This window comes from Nocardia sp. NPDC059236, from assembly GCF_042754085.1.
Taxonomy (GTDB): Bacteria; Actinomycetota; Actinomycetes; order Mycobacteriales; family Mycobacteriaceae; genus Nocardia.
In genome coordinates, this window is record NZ_JBHZAF010000002.1 from 611,589 (window position 1) to 632,760 (window position 21,172).

18 protein-coding genes and 1 pseudogene are annotated in these 21,172 nt (G+C 70.3%); 1 reads left to right on the forward strand and 18 read right to left on the reverse strand.

The annotated features are described in order from the left end of the window. Window positions 1–13 precede the first annotated feature (13 nt). The 6 genes from ACFXIV_RS07940 to ACFXIV_RS07965 are packed head-to-tail and all read right to left on the reverse strand — an operon-like array spanning window position 14 to window position 6,819. Window positions 14–2,713: a fumarate reductase/succinate dehydrogenase flavoprotein subunit gene (locus ACFXIV_RS07940; RefSeq protein ID WP_379393270.1), complete on the reverse strand. Its 2,700-nt coding sequence runs from the start codon at window positions 2,711–2,713 to the stop codon at window positions 14–16. Beyond that, window positions 2,713–3,474 (reverse strand): ABC transporter ATP-binding protein, encoded by a 762-nt coding sequence (locus tag ACFXIV_RS07945; RefSeq protein WP_379393269.1) that lies wholly within the window; start codon window positions 3,472–3,474, stop codon window positions 2,713–2,715. Before ACFXIV_RS07945 ends, ACFXIV_RS07940 begins: the two co-directional genes overlap by 1 nt. Beyond that, entirely contained in the window at window positions 3,471–4,343 is an 873-nt protein-coding gene (locus tag ACFXIV_RS07950) for an ABC transporter permease (protein ID WP_379393267.1), read from the reverse strand. Before ACFXIV_RS07950 ends, ACFXIV_RS07945 begins: the two co-directional genes overlap by 4 nt. Window positions 4,344–4,368: 25 nt before the next feature. Beyond that, complete coding sequence (locus tag ACFXIV_RS07955; protein ID WP_379393265.1) at window positions 4,369–5,793, reverse strand: ABC transporter substrate-binding protein; 1,425 nt, start codon at window positions 5,791–5,793, stop codon at window positions 4,369–4,371. A gap of 9 nt (window positions 5,794–5,802) precedes the next feature. Beyond that, the gene (locus tag ACFXIV_RS07960) at window positions 5,803–6,030 is read right to left on the reverse strand and encodes a ferredoxin family protein (protein ID WP_040853885.1); all 228 of its coding nucleotides are present in this window, start codon (window positions 6,028–6,030) and stop codon (window positions 5,803–5,805) included. Beyond that, the gene (locus ACFXIV_RS07965) at window positions 6,031–6,819 is read right to left on the reverse strand and encodes a GntR family transcriptional regulator (protein ID WP_379393263.1); all 789 of its coding nucleotides are present in this window, start codon (window positions 6,817–6,819) and stop codon (window positions 6,031–6,033) included. A 709-nt stretch (window positions 6,820–7,528) separates the two neighbouring features. On the opposite strand from ACFXIV_RS07965, the gene ACFXIV_RS07970 reads away from it, so the two are divergent. Next, window positions 7,529–8,803, forward strand: coding sequence for an ROK family protein (locus tag ACFXIV_RS07970; protein WP_379393261.1), 1,275 nt, complete (start codon window positions 7,529–7,531; stop codon window positions 8,801–8,803). Between the two features lie 184 nt (window positions 8,804–8,987). Here ACFXIV_RS07970 and ACFXIV_RS07975 read toward each other — a convergent pair whose 3' ends face one another. From ACFXIV_RS07975 to ACFXIV_RS08030, 12 genes and pseudogenes are all read right to left on the reverse strand, one after another. Next, window positions 8,988–10,124 (reverse strand): LLM class flavin-dependent oxidoreductase, encoded by a 1,137-nt coding sequence (locus tag ACFXIV_RS07975; RefSeq protein ID WP_379393259.1) that lies wholly within the window; start codon window positions 10,122–10,124, stop codon window positions 8,988–8,990. Further along, window positions 10,121–10,931: pseudogene (locus ACFXIV_RS07980) on the reverse strand (DUF1684 domain-containing protein). The gene ACFXIV_RS07975 and the pseudogene ACFXIV_RS07980 overlap by 4 nt, the downstream one beginning before the upstream one ends. Then, the gene (locus tag ACFXIV_RS07985; protein ID WP_379393258.1) at window positions 10,928–12,292 is read right to left on the reverse strand and encodes an NtaA/DmoA family FMN-dependent monooxygenase; all 1,365 of its coding nucleotides are present in this window, start codon (window positions 12,290–12,292) and stop codon (window positions 10,928–10,930) included. Before ACFXIV_RS07985 ends, ACFXIV_RS07980 begins: the two are co-directional and overlap by 4 nt. 9 nt (window positions 12,293–12,301) lie before the next feature. Next, on the reverse strand, window positions 12,302–13,399 hold the full coding sequence (locus ACFXIV_RS07990; RefSeq protein ID WP_379393256.1) for an LLM class flavin-dependent oxidoreductase: 1,098 nt from the start codon (window positions 13,397–13,399) through the stop codon (window positions 12,302–12,304). Further along, window positions 13,399–15,024, reverse strand: a complete 1,626-nt coding sequence (locus ACFXIV_RS07995) for a dipeptide ABC transporter ATP-binding protein (RefSeq protein ID WP_379393254.1) — start codon at window positions 15,022–15,024, stop codon at window positions 13,399–13,401. The genes ACFXIV_RS07990 and ACFXIV_RS07995 overlap by 1 nt, the downstream gene beginning before the upstream one ends. Further along, window positions 15,021–15,860 (reverse strand): ABC transporter permease, encoded by an 840-nt coding sequence (locus tag ACFXIV_RS08000; protein WP_379393252.1) that lies wholly within the window; start codon window positions 15,858–15,860, stop codon window positions 15,021–15,023. Before ACFXIV_RS08000 ends, ACFXIV_RS07995 begins: the two co-directional genes overlap by 4 nt. Then, window positions 15,853–16,014 carry a hypothetical protein gene (locus ACFXIV_RS08005; protein ID WP_379393250.1) on the reverse strand — a complete coding sequence of 54 codons (162 nt, stop codon included), beginning with the start codon at window positions 16,012–16,014 and terminating at the stop codon, window positions 15,853–15,855. The genes ACFXIV_RS08000 and ACFXIV_RS08005 overlap by 8 nt, the downstream gene beginning before the upstream one ends. Continuing rightward, window positions 16,007–16,966, reverse strand: coding sequence for an ABC transporter permease (locus ACFXIV_RS08010; protein WP_379393248.1), 960 nt, complete (start codon window positions 16,964–16,966; stop codon window positions 16,007–16,009). The genes ACFXIV_RS08005 and ACFXIV_RS08010 overlap by 8 nt, the downstream gene beginning before the upstream one ends. Before the next feature lie 4 nt (window positions 16,967–16,970). Then, window positions 16,971–18,605, reverse strand: a complete 1,635-nt coding sequence (locus tag ACFXIV_RS08015; protein ID WP_379393246.1) for an ABC transporter substrate-binding protein — start codon at window positions 18,603–18,605, stop codon at window positions 16,971–16,973. Then, window positions 18,602–19,672, reverse strand: a complete 1,071-nt coding sequence (locus tag ACFXIV_RS08020; protein ID WP_379393244.1) for an LLM class flavin-dependent oxidoreductase — start codon at window positions 19,670–19,672, stop codon at window positions 18,602–18,604. The genes ACFXIV_RS08015 and ACFXIV_RS08020 overlap by 4 nt, the downstream gene beginning before the upstream one ends. Next, complete coding sequence (locus ACFXIV_RS08025; RefSeq protein WP_379393242.1) at window positions 19,669–20,187, reverse strand: GNAT family N-acetyltransferase; 519 nt, start codon at window positions 20,185–20,187, stop codon at window positions 19,669–19,671. The genes ACFXIV_RS08020 and ACFXIV_RS08025 overlap by 4 nt, the downstream gene beginning before the upstream one ends. Next, window positions 20,184–21,161 carry an ABC transporter substrate-binding protein gene (locus ACFXIV_RS08030; protein ID WP_379393240.1) on the reverse strand — a complete coding sequence of 326 codons (978 nt, stop codon included), beginning with the start codon at window positions 21,159–21,161 and terminating at the stop codon, window positions 20,184–20,186. Before ACFXIV_RS08030 ends, ACFXIV_RS08025 begins: the two co-directional genes overlap by 4 nt. Window positions 21,162–21,172 lie beyond the last annotated feature (11 nt).

The window sequence follows — 21,172 nt, forward strand, 5'->3', positions numbered from 1 at the left end:
CCCGTATGACGGCCTAGCCGCCGGCGTGTACCGCCAGCGCACGTCGGGCGTAGGCGCGCACATCGGCATCGCTGTCCGCGCGGGCGGATTCGAGGGCGGCCAGGGCGGCGGCGGATTCCGGCCAGGTGCTGAGGGTCAGCACCGCGGCCTTGCGGATATCGGGATGGATATCGGCGAGGGCCCGGCTCAGTGGTTCGACCGCTCGATCCGGTCCGACCGCGGCCAGGCCGCGCGCTGCCCCCTCCCGGATCTGCCATGCCGAATCACCCAGTGCGGCGGTCAGTGCCGTGGCGTCGGAGTCGGCGCCCAGTCGCGACAGCGCGGTGAACGCGGCCGCGCGGACCAGTGGGTCGCGGTCCGCGGTGAGGGCGCGGACGGTGTCGGCGCCGCCGAGTCCGATGGTGGCCAGACCGCGGGCGGCGGCAATCCTGACCTCGCGATTGTCGTCGTGGGCGGCGGCGGTCAGGGCGGTCCAGTCGTCCAGGGAGACCAGGGCGTGCACGGCCTGGATGCGGACGCGGTGGTCGGCGTCGACGGCGGCCTTGGCGAAGAGCTCCGCCGAGCCGGACCGCAGGGCGCGCAGCAGGTCCACCACCGCGGCGCGCACGATCGGATCCGGGGAATCGGCGTGCTGGACGAGACCGGTTGCGGCGGGCAGGATTTCGGCGAGTTCCCGCAGGCCGGACACGGCAGCCGACCGCACTTCCGCGTCCTCGTCCGCGAGCGCCGCGATCAGTTGGTCGGCGAAGCCGTCCGGCGTGTGCTCGGTGAGGACCGCCAGGGCGGTGGCGCGGACCCGGGGATCCGCATCGGAGAGAAACGGCAGCAACTCCGGGATACCGGGCGCGTCCAGGCTCAGCAGTAGCGCAATCCTGGGTGCCACAATGTCTTTCGTCACGACGCCAAAGGCGGGTGCGTGGGAGCGCACCTGCGCCCCGAGGTTGGGCGGGGTGCCGATGAGGGCGGGCTGGTCCACCGGGACGACGGTGTCGTCGGTGCCGGGCAGATCGTCCAGCCCGGGCACCGGAACGAAATACGGTGCGACCGGTCGCTTCAGGAATTCCATCCGGCCGTCGGCGGTCTTGCGCAGGTTGAGGTGGTACCGCCATTCGACGTCGTCGCGTTCCGGGAGGTCGGCGCGCTCGTGGTAGAGGCCCCAGCGGGATTCGGTGCGGGTGAGTGAGGACCGGGCGGCCATGTCGGCGCAGTCGCGAATGAAGGTGACCTCGGCGCAGCGCATGAGCTCGTGCGGGGTGCGCGCGCCCATGGCGGTGAGGTCGTCCAGCATGCGATCGAAGGTCTCGATGGCGAGGGAGAGTTTGGTGGCCGTCTTGGGCGGGGCCACATAGTCGTTCACGAACCGCCGCAGCTTGTATTCGACCTGCTGCTGCGGCGGCCCGTCGGGATTGCGCAGCGGGCGGTAGACGAGTTCGTGGGCGGCGGCTAGCTGGCCGGCGGGCAGCTCGCCGGGAGCGGTGACCTCGCTCAGGGTGGATGCGGCGTGCGCGCCGGCCAGGTCGCCGTAGACGAACGCGCCGATCATGTAGTTGTGCGGTACGCAGGCCAGGTCACCGGCGGCGTAGAGGCCGGGCACGGTGGTGCGGGCGTGTTCGTCGACCCAGACGCCGGAGGCGGAATGACCACTGCACAAACCGATTTCGGAGATGTGCATCTCGATGTCGTGGGTGCGGTAGTCGTGGCCGCGATTGGCGTGGAAGGTGCCGCGGGTGGGGCGTTCGGTGGTGTGCAGGATGCCTTCGAGGGCGTCCAGGGTCTCCTCCGGCAGGTGTGAGACCTTGAGATAGATGGGGCCGCGGGCGGATTCGATCTCCCGCTTGACCTCGGACATCATCTGGCCGGACCAGTAGTCGGAGTCCACGAAGCGCTCGCCGAGTGCGTTCACCTGGTACCCGCCGAACGGATTGGCCACATACGCGCAGGCCGGGCCGTTGTAATCCTTGATGAGCGGGTTGATCTGGAAGCATTCGATGCCCGAGAGCTCCGCGCCCGCGTGGTAGGCCATGGCGTAGCCGTCACCGGCATTGGTCGGATTCTCGTAGGTGCCGTAGAGGTACCCGGAGGCAGGCAGTCCGAGGCGGCCGCACGGGCCGGTGGCCAGAATGACGGCCTTCGCGCCGACCGCGACGAATTCACCGGTGCGCGTGTTCAAGGCGGCCGCGCCGACGGCACGCCCGTTCTCGGTGAGCACCCGCACGGGCATCAGCCGGTTCTCGATGCCGATGCGCTCGCGCATCTTCCGCTGCCGCAGCACGCGGTACAGCGCCTTCTTCACGTCCTTGCCCTCCGGCATGGGCAGCACGTACGACCCGGACCGGTGCACCCGGCGCACGGCGTATTCGCCGTAGGCGTCCTTCTCGAACTTCACGCCGTAGCGCTCCAGCCGCTGCACCATGGCGAAGCCGCGGGTGGCGGTCTGATAGATGGTGCGCTGGTTGACGATGCCGTCATTGGCGCGGGTGATCTCGGCGACGTAGTCCTCGGGCTCGGCCTTGCCGGGGATGACGGCATTGTTGACGCCGTCCATGCCCATGGCCAGCGCGCCGGAGTGGCGGACGTGCGCCTTCTCCAGCAGCAGTACGTTCGCGCCGGCTTCGGCGGCGGTGAGCGCGGCCATGGTGCCGGCAGTGCCGCCACCGATCACCAGCACGTCGCAGTCGAGACGGGTGGTGTCGGCGAGATCGGGGATGTCCATTACTTGGTTGCCTCCGTGAGGTCGCCCGAATGATCCAGGGCGGCAATGATGTCGGTGCGTAGCGCAGTGCGGTCGACCCCGGTTTCGCGCGGGCGCGGGACCTCCAGCAGCGCGCGCAGGGGTTCGCCGGCGCGGCCGAGCACCGCGATGCGGTCGCCGAGCAGCAGGGCCTCGTCCACGTCGTGGGTGACGAAGACGAGGGTGGCGGGATGCTCGCGCCAGGTGTCGATCAGCAGGCGCTGCATGGTGTTCCGGGTCTGGGCGTCCAGCGCGCCGAAGGGCTCGTCCATCATGACCGCGCGGGGCGCGCCCGCCAGTCCACGGGCCAGCTGTACGCGCTGGCGCATGCCGCCGGACAGCGATTTGGGCAGGAAGTCGGCGAAGCCGGTGAGCCCGATCTCGGCGATCCAGCGGTCGGCCAGCGCGCGTCGTCCGGCCCGGGGTTCGCCCCGTAGTTTCAGGGCCAGTTCGATATTGGCGCGCACGGACTTCCAGGGCAGCAGGGCATTGTCCTGGAAGACGACGGCGCGGTCGCGATCGGTGCCGGTCACCTCGAGCCCGTCGGCCAGCACCCGGCCGATGTCCGGCCGCAGCAGGCCCGCCAGGGCGCGCAGCACCGTGGACTTCCCGCAGCCGGAGGGTCCGGTCAGGATCAGGATCTCGCCCGGCCGCACCGTCAGCGACAGGTCGCTGATCACCGGCGCGCCCGTGTACGACAGCCCGACGCGGTCCAGGGTCAGATCGATTCCGGCGGTGCTCATTTCACGGACTCCTCACCTCGGGGCAGCCAGTGCGTGACGCGCCGCCCGAGCAGTTCCACGGCGGCGGAGGTGGTGTAGCCGAGCACGCCGATGGTGATGATGCCGACGAAGACGCCCGGGTAGTCGACGATGGTGTACGCCTGCCAGGTGCGGTAGCCGACGCCCAGCCGGCCCGAGATCATCTCGGCCGAGACCACGCAGATCCAGGCCACGCCGATGCCGACGGAGAGCCCGCCGAAGACGCCGGGCAGGCTGCCCGGCAGCACCACCCGCCACAGCACGTCCCAGCGGCTGCCGCCCTGGGTGCGCACCGATTCCTCCCAGATGGTCGGCAGCGCCCGCACGGCGTGCCGGGTGGCGACCATGATCGGGAAGAAGGCGGCCAGGAAGGTGATGAACACGATCCCGGCCTCGTCGTCGGGGAAGAGCAGGATGGCCACCGGCACGATGGCGATGGCCGGAATCGGCCGGGCCAGTTCGGTGAGCGGCCCCACGATGTCGGCGAACCAGCGGGAACGGCCCAGTGCCACACCGATCGTCACGCCCGCCACCGCGGCCAGCCCGAACCCGGAGAGAATCCGGATCAGCGATTGGCCGAGGTCCAGGTAGTAGGTGCCGGTGCCGAGCTGGTTGTGGAAGGCCCGCACGATCTGGGTGACGGTCGGCAGCGTATCGAATCGCACCCAGAGCCGAATGTGGTTGGCGGTCAGGCATTCCCAGACGCCGATGGCGACCAGCACCGATAGCGCGCGCACCAGGCGGCCCTGCCATACCGTCCGGCCGGTGCGCGAGCGAGCCGCCGCCACCACACCGGCGGGCGACGCCGGCCGGGTTGCAGGAGCAGCGTCCACTGCTGTCGTGACGGTCATCGTCCGGCTCCCCTGCGCCGGGCGCTCACGGCCGGACCTCGCTGACGGCCTGGTCGTAGGACACCGTCACACCCGACGGGTGCCGGCCCAGGTAGCGCTGTACGGCCGACGCGGTCGTGAAGGGCAGGTAGGTGTCCCCGTCGCGGACCCACAGCGCCTTGTCGGCGAACCAGCGGGTGCCGAGTTCGGCATCCGGCACGTAGGCGGCGCGGACCGTCTTCCCCTGTGCCCGCGCCTGTTTGATCGCGCGGAGCAGACTGGTGGGGTCGGCGGCGGGCTGGGTGACGTCCTGGCCGGTCAGCCAGATCTCGCCGGCCAGCGCCGGATTGTCGGCAGCCCGGTTGGCCACCGGATCGGTGCCGGCGACGGGCGCCGGGTTGGTGGTCCTCGCCAGCTCCGCGTCGTAGCTCAGGCCCCGCTCCGCGAACGCCTGCTTCAGCGCGGCCGGGTCGACGAACCTGTCGATGTCGAGGTCGGCGAAGTCGCCGATCGACTTCAGGTACGGCACATCACCTTTGAACGCGGCGATGAGCGAGGGCTTCAGCGTGGTGTCGAAGGAGGTGCCGCCCGGCCCGTTGTATAGGTACACGACCTCCGGGGCCAGCCCGGCGTTGTCGGCGACCACCTGCGCCGCTTCCAGGGGGCGCTGGTGGATGAAATCGGTGACGTCCAGCTGGGCCTGCAGGAAGGCATCGAGCACCTCGGGATGCTGCGCGGCGTAGTCGCGGCGGGCGACCACGCCGTGGAAGGTCGGGACGTTCAGTTCCGCGCCGTCGTAGAGCAGCCTGGCCTTGTTCTGGAAGACCAGCAGCCCGGGCCAGGCCACGAACTGCGACAGCGCCGCCACCTGCCCGGATTCCAGTGCGGAGGAACCGATCTGGGGCTGTTGATTGAGCACCTCGACTCCGGACTTGGGGTCGATGCCCGCGCGGGTCAGCGCCTGCACCAGGGTGCCGTGCCCGGCGGAGCCCACGCTGGCCGAGATCTTCTGACCGGCCAGGTCGTTCAGGGATTGCGCCTTGGAGTCGGGCGCGACCACCACCATGTTGAGCGCGCCCTTGGGGTTGTACCCGGTGATCGAGACCAGCTCGGTCTTCGATCGCTCGCTCGCCTGGGTGCGGGAGCCATTGATGAGCAGCGGATAGTCGCCCATCGAGCCGATGTCGATCTTCTCCGCCACCATCTGCGCGGTGATGGGCGCGCCGGTGTCGTAGTCCTGCCATTCCACCGCGTACTTCTTGCCGCCCGCGGCGCTCAGGGCGTTCAGGCGCTGTTCCAGAAAGCCCTTGGCCTTCAACAGGGTTCCGGCGGTGACGGTATTGATCGTCTTGGACTGGTAGCCGATGACGACCTTGACGGTGTCACCGTCGCCGGTGCTCGCGAGCGAGCAACCGGACGCGGTCAGGGCGAGGGCGGCGGCCAGGGCGGCCAGAGCGGGGCGGTACTTCATGGGCTTTCCTCAACGCAGCAGGTAGGGCATGTTGACGGTGACGGCGCCGGTGGGACAGCGGGCCGCGCAGGGGCCGCAGTACCAGCACTCGTCGACGTGCATGTACGCCTTGCCGTTGTCCGGGTTGATCGCCAGCGAGTCCAGCGGGCAGATCTCCACGCACAGCGTGCAGCCCTGGATGCACAGCGATTCGTCGATGGTCACGGGCACGTCGGCCCGGTGCTCGACCACAGCCATCTAGATCAACCTCCAGTCGGTGCCCGCTTCGGCACCCGGTGAGCGCTCCGGTGGCCGGATCAGGCTGCCGCGCATGGTGATCCGGTCTCCGCGCATGCGGATGTATTCCAGGTCGACCGGGCGGCCGTCCTCGAGTTTGGTGAGCCGCTCGAGCAGCAGCAGCGCGCCGCCCTCCGGCATCTGCAGGGTCATGGCCGAGTGGGCGTCGGCGGTGATGGCCTCGAGCGCGAGATCGGCGGATCCGAGTGGGCCGCCGCTGATCTGCTCGATGAGGGCGAAAACGTCATTGCTCTCGAGATCGCGGGTGACGACCTCGTCGCCGATGTCGGGGGCCAGATAGGTGAGGTCCAGGCTCAGCGGCAGGTCGCCGAGATATCGCAGACGCTCGATATACACAGCCTGTTCGCCGGGTTCGAGCCGCAGCTTGCGGGCGACCGCGGGCGGCGGCAGGAGCCGCCGAGCCGCACGCACCTCATTGCGAACCTCGCCGTGCCCGCGCAGTGTCTCCTTCAGACCGAGCAGGGCGTCGAGTCCGTGGTCGTACTTGCGCTGGGCGACATGGGTGCCGATCTTCGGGGCGCGTTCGATCAGGCCCTCGTCCTTGAGCAGGGTGAGGGCGTCGCGAATCGTGTTCCGCGACACCGCGAATTCGGCGGCCAGCTCGTGTTCCGGGGACAGCGCCCCCTCGAACGAGCCCGCGTGAATCTGCTGACGCAGCACATCCGCCACCTGACGGGCACGATCGGCCCGGCGCAGGGGTGCGCGCAGCGGTACCGGTTCCGGCGACACCTCGACTCCTCTCGACGCCCTTGACCTGTGGTTTCAGAACTGTAGAGGCGGTACGGGAGGGCACCGGGGCACTCACCGGAGGGCCGCGCGGGCGATGCGTTTCTACGCCGCCGGGCCGTGCGCGCGGCCTGCCGAAATGCCGGTGATTCGAGCTATTGCGCCACCGCGACCCGGGTTGGGGGACTTGGAATCACGCTGAGCGGAATGCGTGCACCGGACCCGGGTCCGGAGTGGGGTCGGGACAGGCCCGCTTTCTCGAGATGCGGGACGGCGACGTGGCGTGCACCACATTTTCCGTCGGCTCTGCACGACCGGGTCGGTGGCGTGAAATATCAACCGGTACAAAAGATTCGGCCGCACGGGAGGTTGTTCGGAGGGTTTGCAGCCGAGGCGGGCCGACAGGCCCGGGGCTGCCGGGACGGACGCGCGCGCCTTCCATTCGTCGTGATCGGAATGATACTTTGATCCTATGTCTGCCAGTCGCCCTCTCTCCGCGCCGCGGGTCACCTACGTGACCATCGCGCTGGGCGTTCGGCTGCCGCGGCAACGGGAACTGTGTTGTCCCTGCCGTCGCGCAGCCGAGTTCTGACCCGGATCGTTCAAGCATCATCGCCCACCCGGATCCGGGTTCCTCGCTGCACCGCTGATTCCTCCATGTAGGCATTCGTCCCCCTGTCGGCAGGCGGGACCGCAGCAAGGATTGCGAAAAGTGTCCAGCCCCACGCTCGAACGTCCCCATACCGCCGTCTCCACCGCGACCGCACGGCTGGCTCCGGCCCGCCCGGCGGTGCCGCCGGAGCTGCGCATCACCGACAATCCGGCGGCCGCCGTGCTGCGCGCCGCCACCCGCGGACCCATCTTCCGCGATATCGCCGCACAGGCCACGGGTCTGAGCATCGCCACCGTGAATCGCCAAGTGTCCGCGCTGCTTTCGGCCGGACTGTTGCGCGAGCGCGCCGATCTGACCGCGTCCGGCGCGGTGGGCCGCCCGCGGGTGCCGTTCGAGGTCGACACCGACACCTACGTGACGCTGGGTGTGCACATCGGCTTCACCGTCACCCGCATCGTGGCCGCGGACCTGTCCGGCCGCATTCTGGGCGGACTCGAAATCGCCACGCCCCAAACGGGTCAGGACGCGGCGCTGACCATAGTGGCCCGCAGCGCCAAGGCGTTCCTGGACCGGTTGCCGCGGCGGCGGCCGCTGTGGACCGGTGTGGCGCTGGCCGGGCGGGTGGATCCCGCCGCGGGCGTGGTGGACCATCCCCGCCTGGGCTGGCAGGCCGCGCCGGTGGCGGCGGTCTTCAGCAGCGTGCTGGATCTGCCGGTCTCGGTGTCCGCGCACGTCGAGGCGATGGCGGCGGCGGAGCTGCTGCTCACCCCGCGCGAGCCGGGTGAGGAGGCGCGACCGGGCAGCAGCCTGTTCGTCTACGCCCGCGAAACCGCCGGTGTGGCAGTGACATTGCACGATCGGGTGCACACGCCCGCCAACGGCCCCGGCTCGATCGCGCATCTGCCGACCGGCTCGGAGGTGGATTGCACCTGCGGCCGGCGCGGCTGCTTGGAGGCCGCCATCGGTGAGCGCGCCCTGCTGGAGCGCGCGGTGCGCAAGGGCGTGCTGCCCAAGCCGGAGGCCCCGCGCCGCCCGGCGATCACCGATCTGTACCGGGCCGCGGACTCGGGCAATGCCGCCGCCCGTGACCTGCTCATCGAGCGGGCCGAAATCCTGGGCCGCACCGCGGCTCTGGTGCGCGACATGTTCAATCCGGACCGGGTGGTGCTGGGCGGTCAAGCGTTCACCGGCTGGCGGCCCGGCATGGAGCGGGTCGCCAAGGCCTTCGCGGAGTCGACCACGCTGCCCGCGGCGGATCTGCGGATCAGCCGATTCGGCGGACGGGTGCAGGAATTCGCGGCGGCGGTGACGTCGGTGAGCGTGTTCTACGCCGATCCGCTGTCGGCCATGCGCCGGGCCACCCGGGCCCGCTAGCCCGATACGACGAAATCCCCGCCGGTGCGCCCGGCGGGGATTTCCTTGTGGCCGAAGGGGGTCGGGCCGGACGGTCCACGTCCGGCCCGGCCCCCGGTCCCGCAAGCACGCGAGGCCCTTGCGCGCACTGCGGGTTTCCCCGCCGCCCGCCCCGGAGTCCCCTTCCGGGCGGGCGGCGGTGGTCTCAGGCGGCGCGCACCTGCGGGGACAGTCCCCACTCGCGAGCCAGCAGGCGGTGGGAGTTCACCCGGTTCTGATGGTCGAAAGTCACGCTGGTGACCAGGATTTCGTCCGCCCCCGTGAGCCGTTGCAAGGCGCGCAGGCGTTCGGCGACGGTGGCCGGGGAGCCGACGAACTGGGTGGTGACCCGGTCGTCGACCAGGCGGCGCTGCTGGTCGGACAGCGGCGGCGCGGTGTCGGGATCGAGGTATTCCGCCGCGCCCGCACCGCTGCGAATGCTGTAGACCCAGTGGCCGTAGGTGGCGGCCAGGTGCTGGGCGGTGGCGTCGTCCGCGGCGACCACCACATCGGCGGACACCACCAGGTACGGGCGTGGGAAGCGGGCGGACGGGCGGAAGGCCGCGCGGTAGGCCTCGACGGTCTCCACGACGGTGCCCGGCGAGACGTGATAGTTCGCCGCGAACGGCAGCCCTAATCGCCCTGCCAGCTGGGCACTTTCGCCGCCGCTGCTGCCGAACAGCCAGGGCTGCACGTCGGCGCCCTCGCCGGGGACGGCGTGCAGCTCGACGCCGTCGGGCGTGACATAGGTGCCGTCGAGCAGCGCGAGAATCTCCGCGATCTGTTCGGTGTAGCGCAGCGGTTGCGCGCCCGGCAGGTGCAGCGCGCCCAAACCGGCTCGCACCCTGGAGAAGTCGAGCAGCTGGCCGGGGAAGAACGGGGGCGGGATGACCACGCCGTCGCGGACCTCGGTGGGGCGATCCGGCGCGGGCACCGGCGGCACACCCGCCGACCGCACCTGGTCCGCACGGTGACCGGAGCGCCCCAGCCCCAGGTCCAGGCGGCCCGGGTAGAGGGCGTCGATGGTGCCGAAGGCCTCCACCACCGAGATCGAGGTGTGGTGCCCGAGCTGCACGGCCGCCGACCCGACGCGAATGGATTCGGTTGCGGCGGCGATCAATCCGATGAGGGTGGTCGGCGCGGCGCCGGCCACCTTCACGAAGTGATGCTCGGCGACCCAGAACCGGTGGTAGCCCAGGCGTTCGGCCTGCCGAGCCAGGTCGATGCTGTTGCGCACCGCCTGCTGCGGCGTGGAGCCCGCGCTGATCGGGGCCAGATCCAGGACGGATAGCGGAATGGTCATGCGGTGTGCTCCTTCCGCGGATCCTGCTCGCCCGCTTCGACGGCCAGCGGGAGCCGGTTCTCGGCCGGAGCGACCGGGCAGGTGGCGTAGTCGGTGAACGCGCAGGGCAGATTGACCGCGCGATTGAAGTCGAGGACCACGGTGCCGTCGGCGGCGGGCCGGGACAGATCCAGCCGCCGCACCCCGCCGTAGGTGGTGACGCCGCTGGTGGCGTCGGTGAAGAGCACGTGCAGGCCGCGCGTCTGGTTGCCGAAAACGACGAGCTGCCGCTGCTCGCCGTCCAGTTCGACGGTCACGGTTCCGGTGGCGGTGTGGTGGTGTTCGAGGCCCTCGACCACCGCACCCGTGGTGACCACCCGGGCCACCTCGAAGGGTTCGAACCGGCCGGTCACGACCCAGGCCGGATCCGGCCGGTAGACCGGGATCTCGGTGAAGGCCGCCAGGGCCGGCGACGCCGGATCGTGGACGCGCAGCGCGAACTGCCCGGTCCGGCGGATCACCTCGATGACACGGTCACCGGTGCGGACCTCGAGCCCCGGGGCGCCCTCGCCCGGTGAGCACCGCCGAACCGGCGAGTGCCGCGCCGTTCAGCAGTAGCTGCCCGGCCTCCTCGGATTCCACTGTCACATGGACGTTCTCGCCGTCGGCGCGCCAGCGGCCGGGCAGGCCGTCGACGGTCTCGTCGTGTTCCCCGAGCCAGTACAGGCCGGTCAGGCTGAGCCAGCCCAGCGGTTGGCGGGCCCAGGCGGCTCGTTCGGCGCGGAACGTGGCCCACTGCTGGTCGAATTCGGTGGTGGTGGCGGTCATGAGGCGCGGACTCCTTCGGTGCCGTGGTGGGGGTGGCGCAGACTCAGGTGGTCACGCAGGGTCGCGCCGGTGTACTCGGTGCGGAAGCTGCCCAGGGACTGCAGTTCCGGAACGACCTTCTCGACGAACTCGTCGAGACCGGTCGGTGTGAGATGCGGGACCAGCACGAAACCGTCGGCGGCGTCGGACTGGACGTGGTGGTCGATCTCGGCGGCCACCTGCCGGGGCGTGCCCACGAACTGCTGGCGGGCGCTGGTGGCGATGATGAGCTCGCGAATGGAGAGATTCTCGGCCTCGGCCCTGGCCCGCCACGCCTCGGCGATGGCGCGCGGATCGCGAGCGTGCCGGACCCTGCCCCGGGTGATGTTCACATCCTCGGCCGGATCGATGTCCGGCAGCGGGCCGTCCGGGTCGTAGGCGGAAAGGTCACGGCCCCAGACCTGTTCGAGGAAGGCGATGGCGGTCTGCGGCGTCACCTGCTGCCGGCGGATGTGGTCGGCGCGTTCGGCCGCGTCGGCCGTGGTGTCACCGAGCACGAACCCGGCCGCGGGCAGGATCTTCAGATCGTCGCGACCGCGGCCGTACTTGGCGAGCCGGTCCTTCACATCCCGGTAGAACCGCTGCCCGTCCTCGAGCTCGCCGTGCGCACTGAAGATGACATCGGCCTTGGCGGCGGCGAATTCGCGGCCCTCGTCGGAGTCGCCGGCCTGGATCTGCACCGGATGGCCCTGCGGACTGCGCGGCAGCACGAACCGGCCGTCGATCTCGAACTGATCGCTGCTGAAGTGCACCTCGGGCACCGGCCGGGCGAAAAACCCTCGCTCCCGGTCGATCACGAGGGCGTCGGCGGGCCAGCTGTCCCACAGCGCGCGGGTGGCGTCGACCACCTCGTGCGCGCGGGTGTAGCGCTCGGCGTGCTCCAGATAGCCGCCGCGCCGGAAGTTCTCACCGGTGAAGGCGTCCGAGGAGGTCACCGCGTTCCAGGCGGCGCGCCCGCCGGACAGGTGATCCAGCGTCCCGAATTGCTTTGCCAGCTCGAAGGGTTCGTTGTACGTGGTGTTGATGGTTCCGGCCAGGCCCAGCCGGTCGGTGACCGCGGCCAGCGCATTGAGCACCGTGAAGGTGTCGGGGCGGCCCACCACGTCCAGGTCGTGAATGCGGTCGCGGTGTTCGCGCAGGCGCAGGCCCTCGGCCAGGAAGAAGAAGTCGAACAGGCCGCGCTCGGCGGTGCGCGCCAGGTGCGCGAACGAGTCGAAGTCGATCTGGCTGCCCGAGTCCGGGTCGGTCCAGACGGTGTGGTGATTGACGCCCGGGAAGTGGGCGGCCAGGTGAATCTGCTTGCGTATCCGCTGATCCGGCATGCTGGCTCCTCAGGCGTGGGCGGTGACGTGCGCGCCACCGGCGTAGCGGCCGGCCGGACGCGGCAGGCCCAGACGCTCGCGCAGGGACGGGGTGAGAGCGGGCAGGTGCGGCAGGGCGGCGGCCAGCGCCAGCGGGCGCAGCACCACGCCGTCTGCCGCGCAGTCGCTTTCGACGCCGCGCAGCAGGTCACGGAGTTCGGCGGTGGTGCCGATGTGGAACACCGTCGCCGGGGCCGGGGTGGCGATCCAGTCCTCCAGCTGGGCGACGTCGGCGGCGGCCGCGTCCACGGTGTCCGCCAGCTGGATGTCGATATCGAGCAGCACCCGGACCCGGTTGGGGTCACGCCCGGCGGCGGCGACCGCGGAGCGGAGTTCGGAGCGGAGGGCGGCGGCGGCCGCGAGATCCGGTGCGGCAATGCGGATCAGGTCGGCGCGGTGCACGGCCACCCGGGTGCTGTGCGGATCGGCCGCGCGCACCACCATCGGCGGCTGCCCCTGCGGCGGACGCGGGGTGATGGACGGGCCCTTCACCGAGAAGTGCTCACCGGCGAAGTCGATGTAGTGCACCTTGTCGCGGTCGATGAAGCGGCCGGTGGACGTATCGCGGATCTCGGCGTCGTCCTCCCAGCTGTCCCACAACCGCGACACCACCTCGACGGCCTCGTCCGCCTCCCGCCAGCGGGAGCGGTCGTCCTGCTCCGGCTTGCGGCCGAACAGGGCCGCCTCCCCCGCCGACACCGTGACCTCCCAGCCCGCCCGGCCCTTCGTGGCGAAGTCCAGGCTTGCAATGGCTTTGGAGAGGTGGAAGGGCTCGGTGTGGGTGACCGATGCCTGCGGGATCAGGCCGATGCGCCGGGTCTGCGCGGCGGCGCGCGCGGCCACCGCCACGGCGTCCAGGCGGCCGATCGCACCCGCCGGTTGCAGGGTGAATCCGTCGGGCAGGAATGCGAGATCGAGGCCCGCGTCCTCGGCGGCCCGCAGTGCGCCCACCCAGTAGCGGGCATCGAAGAGGTCCTCGGCGCGGGAGTCGGCGCGCCGCCAGGAGGCCGGGTGCACGCCGGTGCCGAACAGTTCCAGGCCCAGCAGCAGCGGAGTGAGATGCGGCATCAGGCTGTCCTTTCGAGCGGAAGGGGGACCTCGGGCGGGGTCGCCCGGGGGACGGCCGCGAGCAGCTCGCGGGTGTAGTCGTTCTGCGGATTGCCGAAAAGCTCGGCAGTGGTGGCGGTTTCGACCACACACCCCTGGCGCATGACGGCCACGCGGTCGGCCAGGCGGCGGACCACGGCCAGGTCATGGGAGATGAACAGGTAGGCCAGGTCCAGGTCGGTCTGCAGCCGTTCGAGCAGATCCAGGATCTGGGCCTGCACCGAGACGTCCAGGGCCGACACCGGTTCGTCGAGGACGAGCAGGTCCGGACGCAGGGCCAGGGCGCGGGCGATGGCGACGCGCTGCCGCTGGCCGCCGGAGAGTTCGGCGGGGCGGCGATCCCGGTAGGCGGCCGGTAGCGCGACCTGGTCCAGGAGTTCGGCTGCCGTCGCGCGGCGGGACCGCCGATCGCCGATTCCGAACGCCTGCAAGGGTTCCGACACGATCGTGCCGATGCTCAGCCTGGGGTTCAGCGACACGTACGGGTTCTGATAGACGACCTGGACGCGGCGTCGCAGCGCACGCAGCCCGGCCCCTTGCAGCGCGGTGATGTCCTGCCCGTCGAAGGTCACGGTGCCCGCGTCCGGTGCGGCCAGCCGGGCGATGATGCGGGCGGTGGTGGACTTGCCCGAACCGGATTCGCCGACCACGGCCAGGGTCTCGCCGCGATTGATCTCCAAGGAGACGTCGTCGACCGCGGTGACGGTGAAATCCCTGGTGACACGGAAGGATTTGCGCAGCCCGGTCGCCGACACCAGCGGCATCGCGTGTTCGCGGACGGGTCGCGGATGCCGATCCCGGTCGAGGGTGGGTGCGGCGGCGATCAACCGCTTCGTGTACTCGTGCTGTGGATTGCCCAGTACCTCTGCCGCCGTGCCCGTTTCGACGATCAGTCCGTTCTGCATGACCGCGATGCGGTCCGCGCGTTCTGCGGCCACCGCCAGGTCGTGGGTGATGAGCAGGACCGCCGTACCGGATTCCGCGGTGCGCTGCGCGAGGTGGTCGAGAATGCGGCGCTGCACGGTGACGTCGAGAGCGCTGGTCGGCTCGTCGGCGATCACCAGTTCGGGGCCACAGGCCAGGGCGATGCCGATCAGCACGCGCTGGCGCTGGCCGCCGGACAGATCCTGGGGATATTGCCCGGCCCGCACCTCCGGCCGATCCAGTCCGGCCTGCTCCAGAATCCGCACCGCCTCGATCCGAGCGCTGCGGCGATCCGCCCGGCCGTGAATGCGCAGCACCTCCCCCACCTGATCGCCGATGCGCAGCACCGGATTCAGCGAGGTGCCCGGGTCCTGGGGGACCAGGCCGATGCGCGCACCCCGGATCCGTTGCAGCGCCCGCTGCGAGGCGTGCTCGAGGCGCTCCCCGGCGAAGCCGATCGCACCCGCCGTGATCCGGCCGCCGTTCAGCAGCCCGATCACCGCGTGCGCGAGAGTCGACTTGCCCGAACCGGATTCGCCCACCAGCGCGACCGTCTCACCGCGCCGCACCTCCAGCGAGACGCCGCGCACGGCAGCCGTCGTCCCGGTACTGCCCCGGTATTCGACCTGCAGCCCTTCGATACTCAACAGCAGATCGGTCATCGGGCACCGTCCTGCTGCAGTACGCGGGCAATCCGCTGAGTGGACAACACCAGTACGACGATCACCAGCCCGGGCATGGTCGTCAGCCACCACGCGGTGGCCAGGAACCCGCGGCCGTCGGACACCAGCGATCCCCATTCCGGCGTCGGCGGCACCGCGCCGTAGCCGAGGAAGCTCAGTGAGGCGACGAACAGCACCGCGACCCCGAAGTCCACCGCCGCCAGCGCCGCCACCGGACCGTAGGCATTGCGCAGCACATGACGGAAGAGCACCGTGTGCCAGCGCACCCCGGAGGCGAAGGCCGCCTCCACATACGGGGCCCGCCGCACCCGCAGCACCTCGCCCCGCATCACCCGCGCGAACCGGGCGATGAGCGAAACACCCACGGCGATGGCCACATTGCGGGTGCCCAGCCCCAGCACGGTGATCATGGCGAGCGCGACCAGCAGATCCGGTATGGACAGCAACACGTCGACCACCCGCATGATCGCGGTGTCCACCGCGCCGCCCGCCGTGCCCGCCACCAACCCCAGTAGCGAGCCCGCGATCAGCCCGAGCAGCACCGCGAACACGGTCGCGCTCACCGAGAGACCGGTTCCGTGCACCACGCGTGCGTACAGGTCCCGGCCGAGATTGTCGGTGCCGAACCAGTGCCCCGCGCTGGGCCCGTGCAGCTTCTGCGCCGGCACTCCGTGCAGGGGATCGCTACCGGCGAAAGCAGCCGGGGCGACCGCCCATGCCAGCACCAAGAGCACCACAGCACCCGCCGCCAACAGTCCGAGATTTCCGCGCACCCACGCGGCAGATGCCGGCCACGGCACCAGATCCTCACGCATCGGACGCCTCCTCTTCTCCGACCCAGTAGGCGATGCCGGGATCGAGGAGCGGGTGGGTCAGGGTGATGACTCGCAGCCGGGAGCGCGGGCCGGAGGGGACGCGCAGGTGGTCGCGCAGGTTCCGGATCAGGTGAGCGGGCAGGAGGTCAGACATGGGCGCGCTCCTTGCGGGTATCCCGGTACGCCACACGGGGATCCAAGAGTGGATAGGCGAGATCGATGAGGAGGTTGACCGTGACGAAGACCAGCGCGGCGAACACGACGATGCCCTGCACCACCGGAATGTCCTGGTTCAGCACCGATTCCTGGGTGAGGCGGCCCAGTCCCGGCCGGGAGAACACGGTCTCGGTGACGACCGAGCCCGCCAGCAGCTGGCCGACCCACAGGCCCGCCACCGTGAACGCGGGGGTCGCGGCGGGCCGCAGCACGTGGCGCAGCTGCACCCACCAGCGCGACGCGCCCTTGGCGAAGGCGACCGCCACGTACGGCTGCCGCCAGGTGGTGACCAGGCTGCTGTAGAGCACCTGGGCGATCACCGCGCCCACCGGGATGGCCAGGGTGACGGCGGGCAGAATGGTGCCGCTGAATCCGGTCCCGCCGATCGCCGGCACCAGCCGCAGCCGGAACGAGAACAGCTGCAGCAGCAGCAATCCCACCCAGAACCCGGGCATGGACGCCCCGATCGGCGGTAGTGCGGTGAGCAGACCACGTAGCCACGGCCGCTCGGTGTAGGCGGCGGCCAGGGCGAGCCCGGTACCGCCCAGCAGCGCCAGCAGCAGGCCGAGCCCGGCCAGCGCCAGCGTCGGGGGCAGCGCCTCGGCCAGTGCGCCGGTGACGGTCTGGCCGCTGAAGATCGAATGACCGAGATCGCCGCGCACCGCGTGGGTGAGAGCGGTCCGGTACTGCGCCCAGAGCGGCTGGTCCAGGCCGTATCTGGCCCGCATTTCGGCGACGGCCGCCGCGTCCACGGGGGTGCCGGTGGCGGCGTTGGCGGCCATGTCCACCGGATCTCCCGGCAGCAGATAGAGCACCACGAACGACAGCGTGAATGCCGCCCACAGCACGCCCACCGCCTGGAGTACCCGTCCGATCACGTAGCGGCCCATGGGATTACCGCCGCAGCCAGGTGTCGTGGAACTGCAACCGGGCCGACGCCTCGAACTTCACCCCGGCCACGCCCTTGCCCACGCCGATGGCCTGGGACAGTTCGATGGTCGGAATCCACAGGCCCTGATCCAGCACCGCGGACTGGGCATCGCCGATGATGCGGACCCGCGCGGCCGGGTCGGTGGCCGACAGCTGCTGGGCGAGCAGGGAGTCCAGCGGCTCGGCCGGGCCGCGGGCGTTCAGGTTGCGCTGGTCCACCGCGAAGGTGGTGCGCAGGATGTCGCCGTCGGCACGGGTGGAGTTGTAGTAGTCGAAGTCGAAGTCCTTGTTGTTCTGGCGCACATTCGATTCCGCCACCGACAGCGGCTCCAAGCGGAGATCGAATCCGACCGCCTTCAATTGCTGCTGGGTCAGTTCGAGGATGGCCTGATTACCCGCGAAGACCGCGGAGAAGATGACGCCCGCGGCGAGCCGCTGGCCGTCCTTGACCCGGATCCCGTCCGCGCCGGGCACCCATCCGGCCTGGTCGAGGAGCTTCTTCGCCGCGTCCGGGTCGTACTTCACGCGGGATGAAAGATCCACATACCCCGGGGTTTTCGAGGCGAGCACGCTGGTGGCCGGTTTGAACTGCGGGCCCAGCACGGTGTCCACCAGCTCCTTGCGGTCGAGGGCGGGCACCAGCGCCGCCCGCACCGCCGGGTCCCGCAGCGGTCCGCGGGTGACATTCACCTGGAGGCCGAACGGCACGCCCGGATTCGCGGTGAACTGCACCCGGCCACCACCCGCTTCGATCTGCGAAACATCCTGCGGCAGGGCGTCACTGATGGCATCGAGCTGACCGGAGGCGAGACTGCCGGTGCGGACCCCGGACTCCGGAACCACGGTGAATACGATCTTGTCCAGGTACGCCTCACCCTGACCGGCGAAAACCGCAGAGCCCCAGGCATATCCGGCGCGCTTGGCCAGCGTGGCCGAGGAGTTCTGCTTCCATTCCGCATAGGTGAACGGGCCGCTGCCGATATTCGCGCCCAGGCAGCGGTCGTCGGCGGGCTTGGCGACCGTGGCGTCGGACTGGATCCCCAGCTGCGGCGTCGATGTCGCCTGCAGGAACTGGGCATTCGGCGCCGCGAAGTCCACCCGCACCGTGCGCGGATCCACCACCGTGCTGCCGGTGTATCCGGCCAGGTAGCTCGCGGCCAGCGGCGCCTTTGCCCCGCCGAGGGCGACGATCGAATCGAAGTTCTTGCGCACCGAGTCCGCGGTGAGCGGGGTGCCGTCGCTGAAGGTGATCCCGTCCTTGAGATGGAAGGTGAACGACTTGGCGTCCGCCGAGACGGTCCAGGTGTCCGCCAGCCACGGCTTCAGCGCACCGGATTCCGGGTCCTGATCGACCAGCGAGTCGACGATCTGCCGGGTCACGTAGATGGTCTGATTCGTCGCCGACTGCGCGGGATCCGAGCAGGTCGGGGCCAGCGACAGACCGTAGCGCAGGGTGCCGCCCGGCTGCGGCGGGCCCGACGGCTCGCCATTGCCACCGGCGGTACCGCCGCCACCGCACGCGGTCAGCGCGAGGGTGGCGCCCAGCGCGCCCGCGAGCGCCAGGGTATGGGTCGCGCGGGCGGCGAGGGGGTGATTCATGCGGGGTCTCCGGACAGGTAGCGATCGCCGCCCAGCGGGCGGCTCGGAATACGTTGGCGCAGTTCGGATGCGACCTCGGCCTGGAACAGCTCGAGGCTCTCGCGATGCTGGGCCTCGGTGCGGCCGTCGGCGTCGGCGCTCAGGTGGATCACCTCGTGGCCGAACCGCTCGTGATAGCGGCTCACCTTGTCCAGCACCTGTTCCGGGCTGCCGATGAGCGCGGAGGAGCGTTCGACGAAGTCCTCCACCGTCTCGAAGACGATGGGTACGCCGAACTTCCGGGCCACGGCCTGACGGGCCTCGAAGACCGGGCGATACCGGTCCACGGCCTGCTGCGAGGTCCGGGTCACCAGAAAGCCCGCCGTACCCGCGCCCACCAGCGCCTCGGCCGGATCGTGCCCGTAGGCCGCCCAGCGTTCCCGGTAGTGGTCCACCAGTTCCGCGTACGGCTCGATCGGATAGGTGACATTCGCCGAGAACAGCGGATCCCCGTGGAGCGCCGCGTAATCCGCGGATTCCCGGCTGGTCGCGCTGCCGTGCCAGATGCGCAGCCGCGGCTGCAGCGGCCGGGGCAGCGCCTTGGCCTCGGTGAGCGCCGGCCGGAAGCGGCCGGACCAGGTGACGTTGTCGCTGTCCCAGAGCTTGCGGAACAGCTCGTAGCCCTCGCGATTGCGATCCCACTGGTCATCGGTGGTGACGTGGAACAGCTTGGCCTGCGCCGCGCCATTGCCCTTGCCGATGATCAGTTCCAGGCGCCCGTCGGAGAGGTTGTCCAGGGTGGAGTAGTCCTCGAACGCGCGCACCGGATCCAGCAGGCTCAGCGTGGTGACAGCGGTGAACAGGGCCAGGCGCGAGGTGACCGCGGCGATATGGCTCAGCACCACCGGCGGGGCGGCGGAGATGAACGGATCCTCGTGCCGCTCCCCCACCGCGAAGCCGTCGTACCCGAGATCCTCGGCCAGCCGGGCGCTGTCGACCACGCGGCGCAACCGCCGGCGGGGCGTCTCGGCAGCGCCGGTCACCGGGTCCGGGGTGTGCGTGATCAGGGTCAGGAGCAGGAATTTCATGCCGGGACCGCCTCGGTGTCGCCGGAGCGCCGGCCGGCGGGGACGTACTTCTCGAACGGGTGCACGTGCCCGACCTCCTTCACGATGTCGCGCGGCAGCGCGGTGTAGCCCGCGGCCGTGTACAGCGCCACGGCCTCCGGCTGGCGCGGACCGGTGGTCAGGTAGATGCGCCGGTAACCGCGCCGGGCGATCTCGGCCTCCAGCTGCTCGAGCACGAACCGGCCCAGCCCCCGGCGGCGGTGCGCGCTCGACGTCCAGATCCGTTTCAGCTCCGCGGTTTCCGCGTCGAAGCGCTGGAAGGCGCCGCCCGCCACCGGTTCGCCGTCCTCCACCACGATCAGCAGATCGCCGTGCGGCGGCGCGAAATGACTGACCGAATAGCCGGTCAGATCCGCGTGTATCTCACCCGGGGTGCGGCCGTAGCGGCTGCTGTATTCGATGGCCAGCTCCGCCAGCAGCGGCGCGGCCAGCGGATCGTGCTGTGCGACGTGGAATACGGTGCGCGACACGCTCATCCCTTCTTCTTGGGTAGTCCGGGCGGATTGATCCGCGACTGCTGCACGGCCTCGTTACCGAGGCCCCAGCGGTCGAGGACCTGTTTGTAGGTCCCGTGGTCGATGGCGTACTGGATGGCCTGCTGCACGGGGCCGATGAGCCCGTTGTCCTTGCGGGTGAGTGCCGCGATCTCGGCCTGCAGTGCGTCTCCCGCGCCGGACCAGGTGGTGAGCACCTTGTTGCCGGTCGTCGCGGAGTGATACTGCGCCGCCGGGTTGGGGCCCACATAGCCGTCGATCCGGCCGGAGGACAGCGCCAGGTAGTAGTCCGAGGATTGCTGGTAGTAGGCGAGTTCCAGTTCGGGCAGCCCCTCGGCCACGTTCCGGTCGTTCCAGGCGACCAGCAGCTGCTCCTGATTGGTGCCTGAGCCGACGCCGATCTTCTTGCCCGCCAGCGACTTCCGGTCTTGATAGGTCCAGGTCGAATCCTTGGGCACCTCCAGCGCGATATTGTCCTTGCGGTAGGTGGCGAAGTCGTACTTCTCCTTGCGCTCCTCGGTGACCGTGACATTGCTGACGAACAGGTCGACCTCGCCCGAGTCGATCTTCACGAAGTTCTGTGACCAGTCCCCGTTCCGGCGCTCCAGCTTCAGGCCGAGAATGTCGGCGATCAGCGTGGCGACATCCACCTCCGAGCCGATGACGGTCCGATCGTCGGTGGCGTAGAAGCCGAGCGGCGGCGTCGCGCCGACAGTGCCGGTGACCACCAGCGTGCCGCGGTCGCGAATGGCCTGCGGGACCTGCGCGGCAATCGAATCCACCTGGCCGGCGTGAATGCGCCCCTTCTGCTCCGGTGAGAGGTCATAGGTAAGGCCGTTCACGCTGCGCGTGTCGCTGGTGCCGCCATCACCATTGCCACAGCCGCCCACCAGCAGACCGAGCAGCGTGACGGCGATCAGGACTCTGGTCCGTCTGCGACGGCTCGCCAGGGACATGGGCTTTTCCT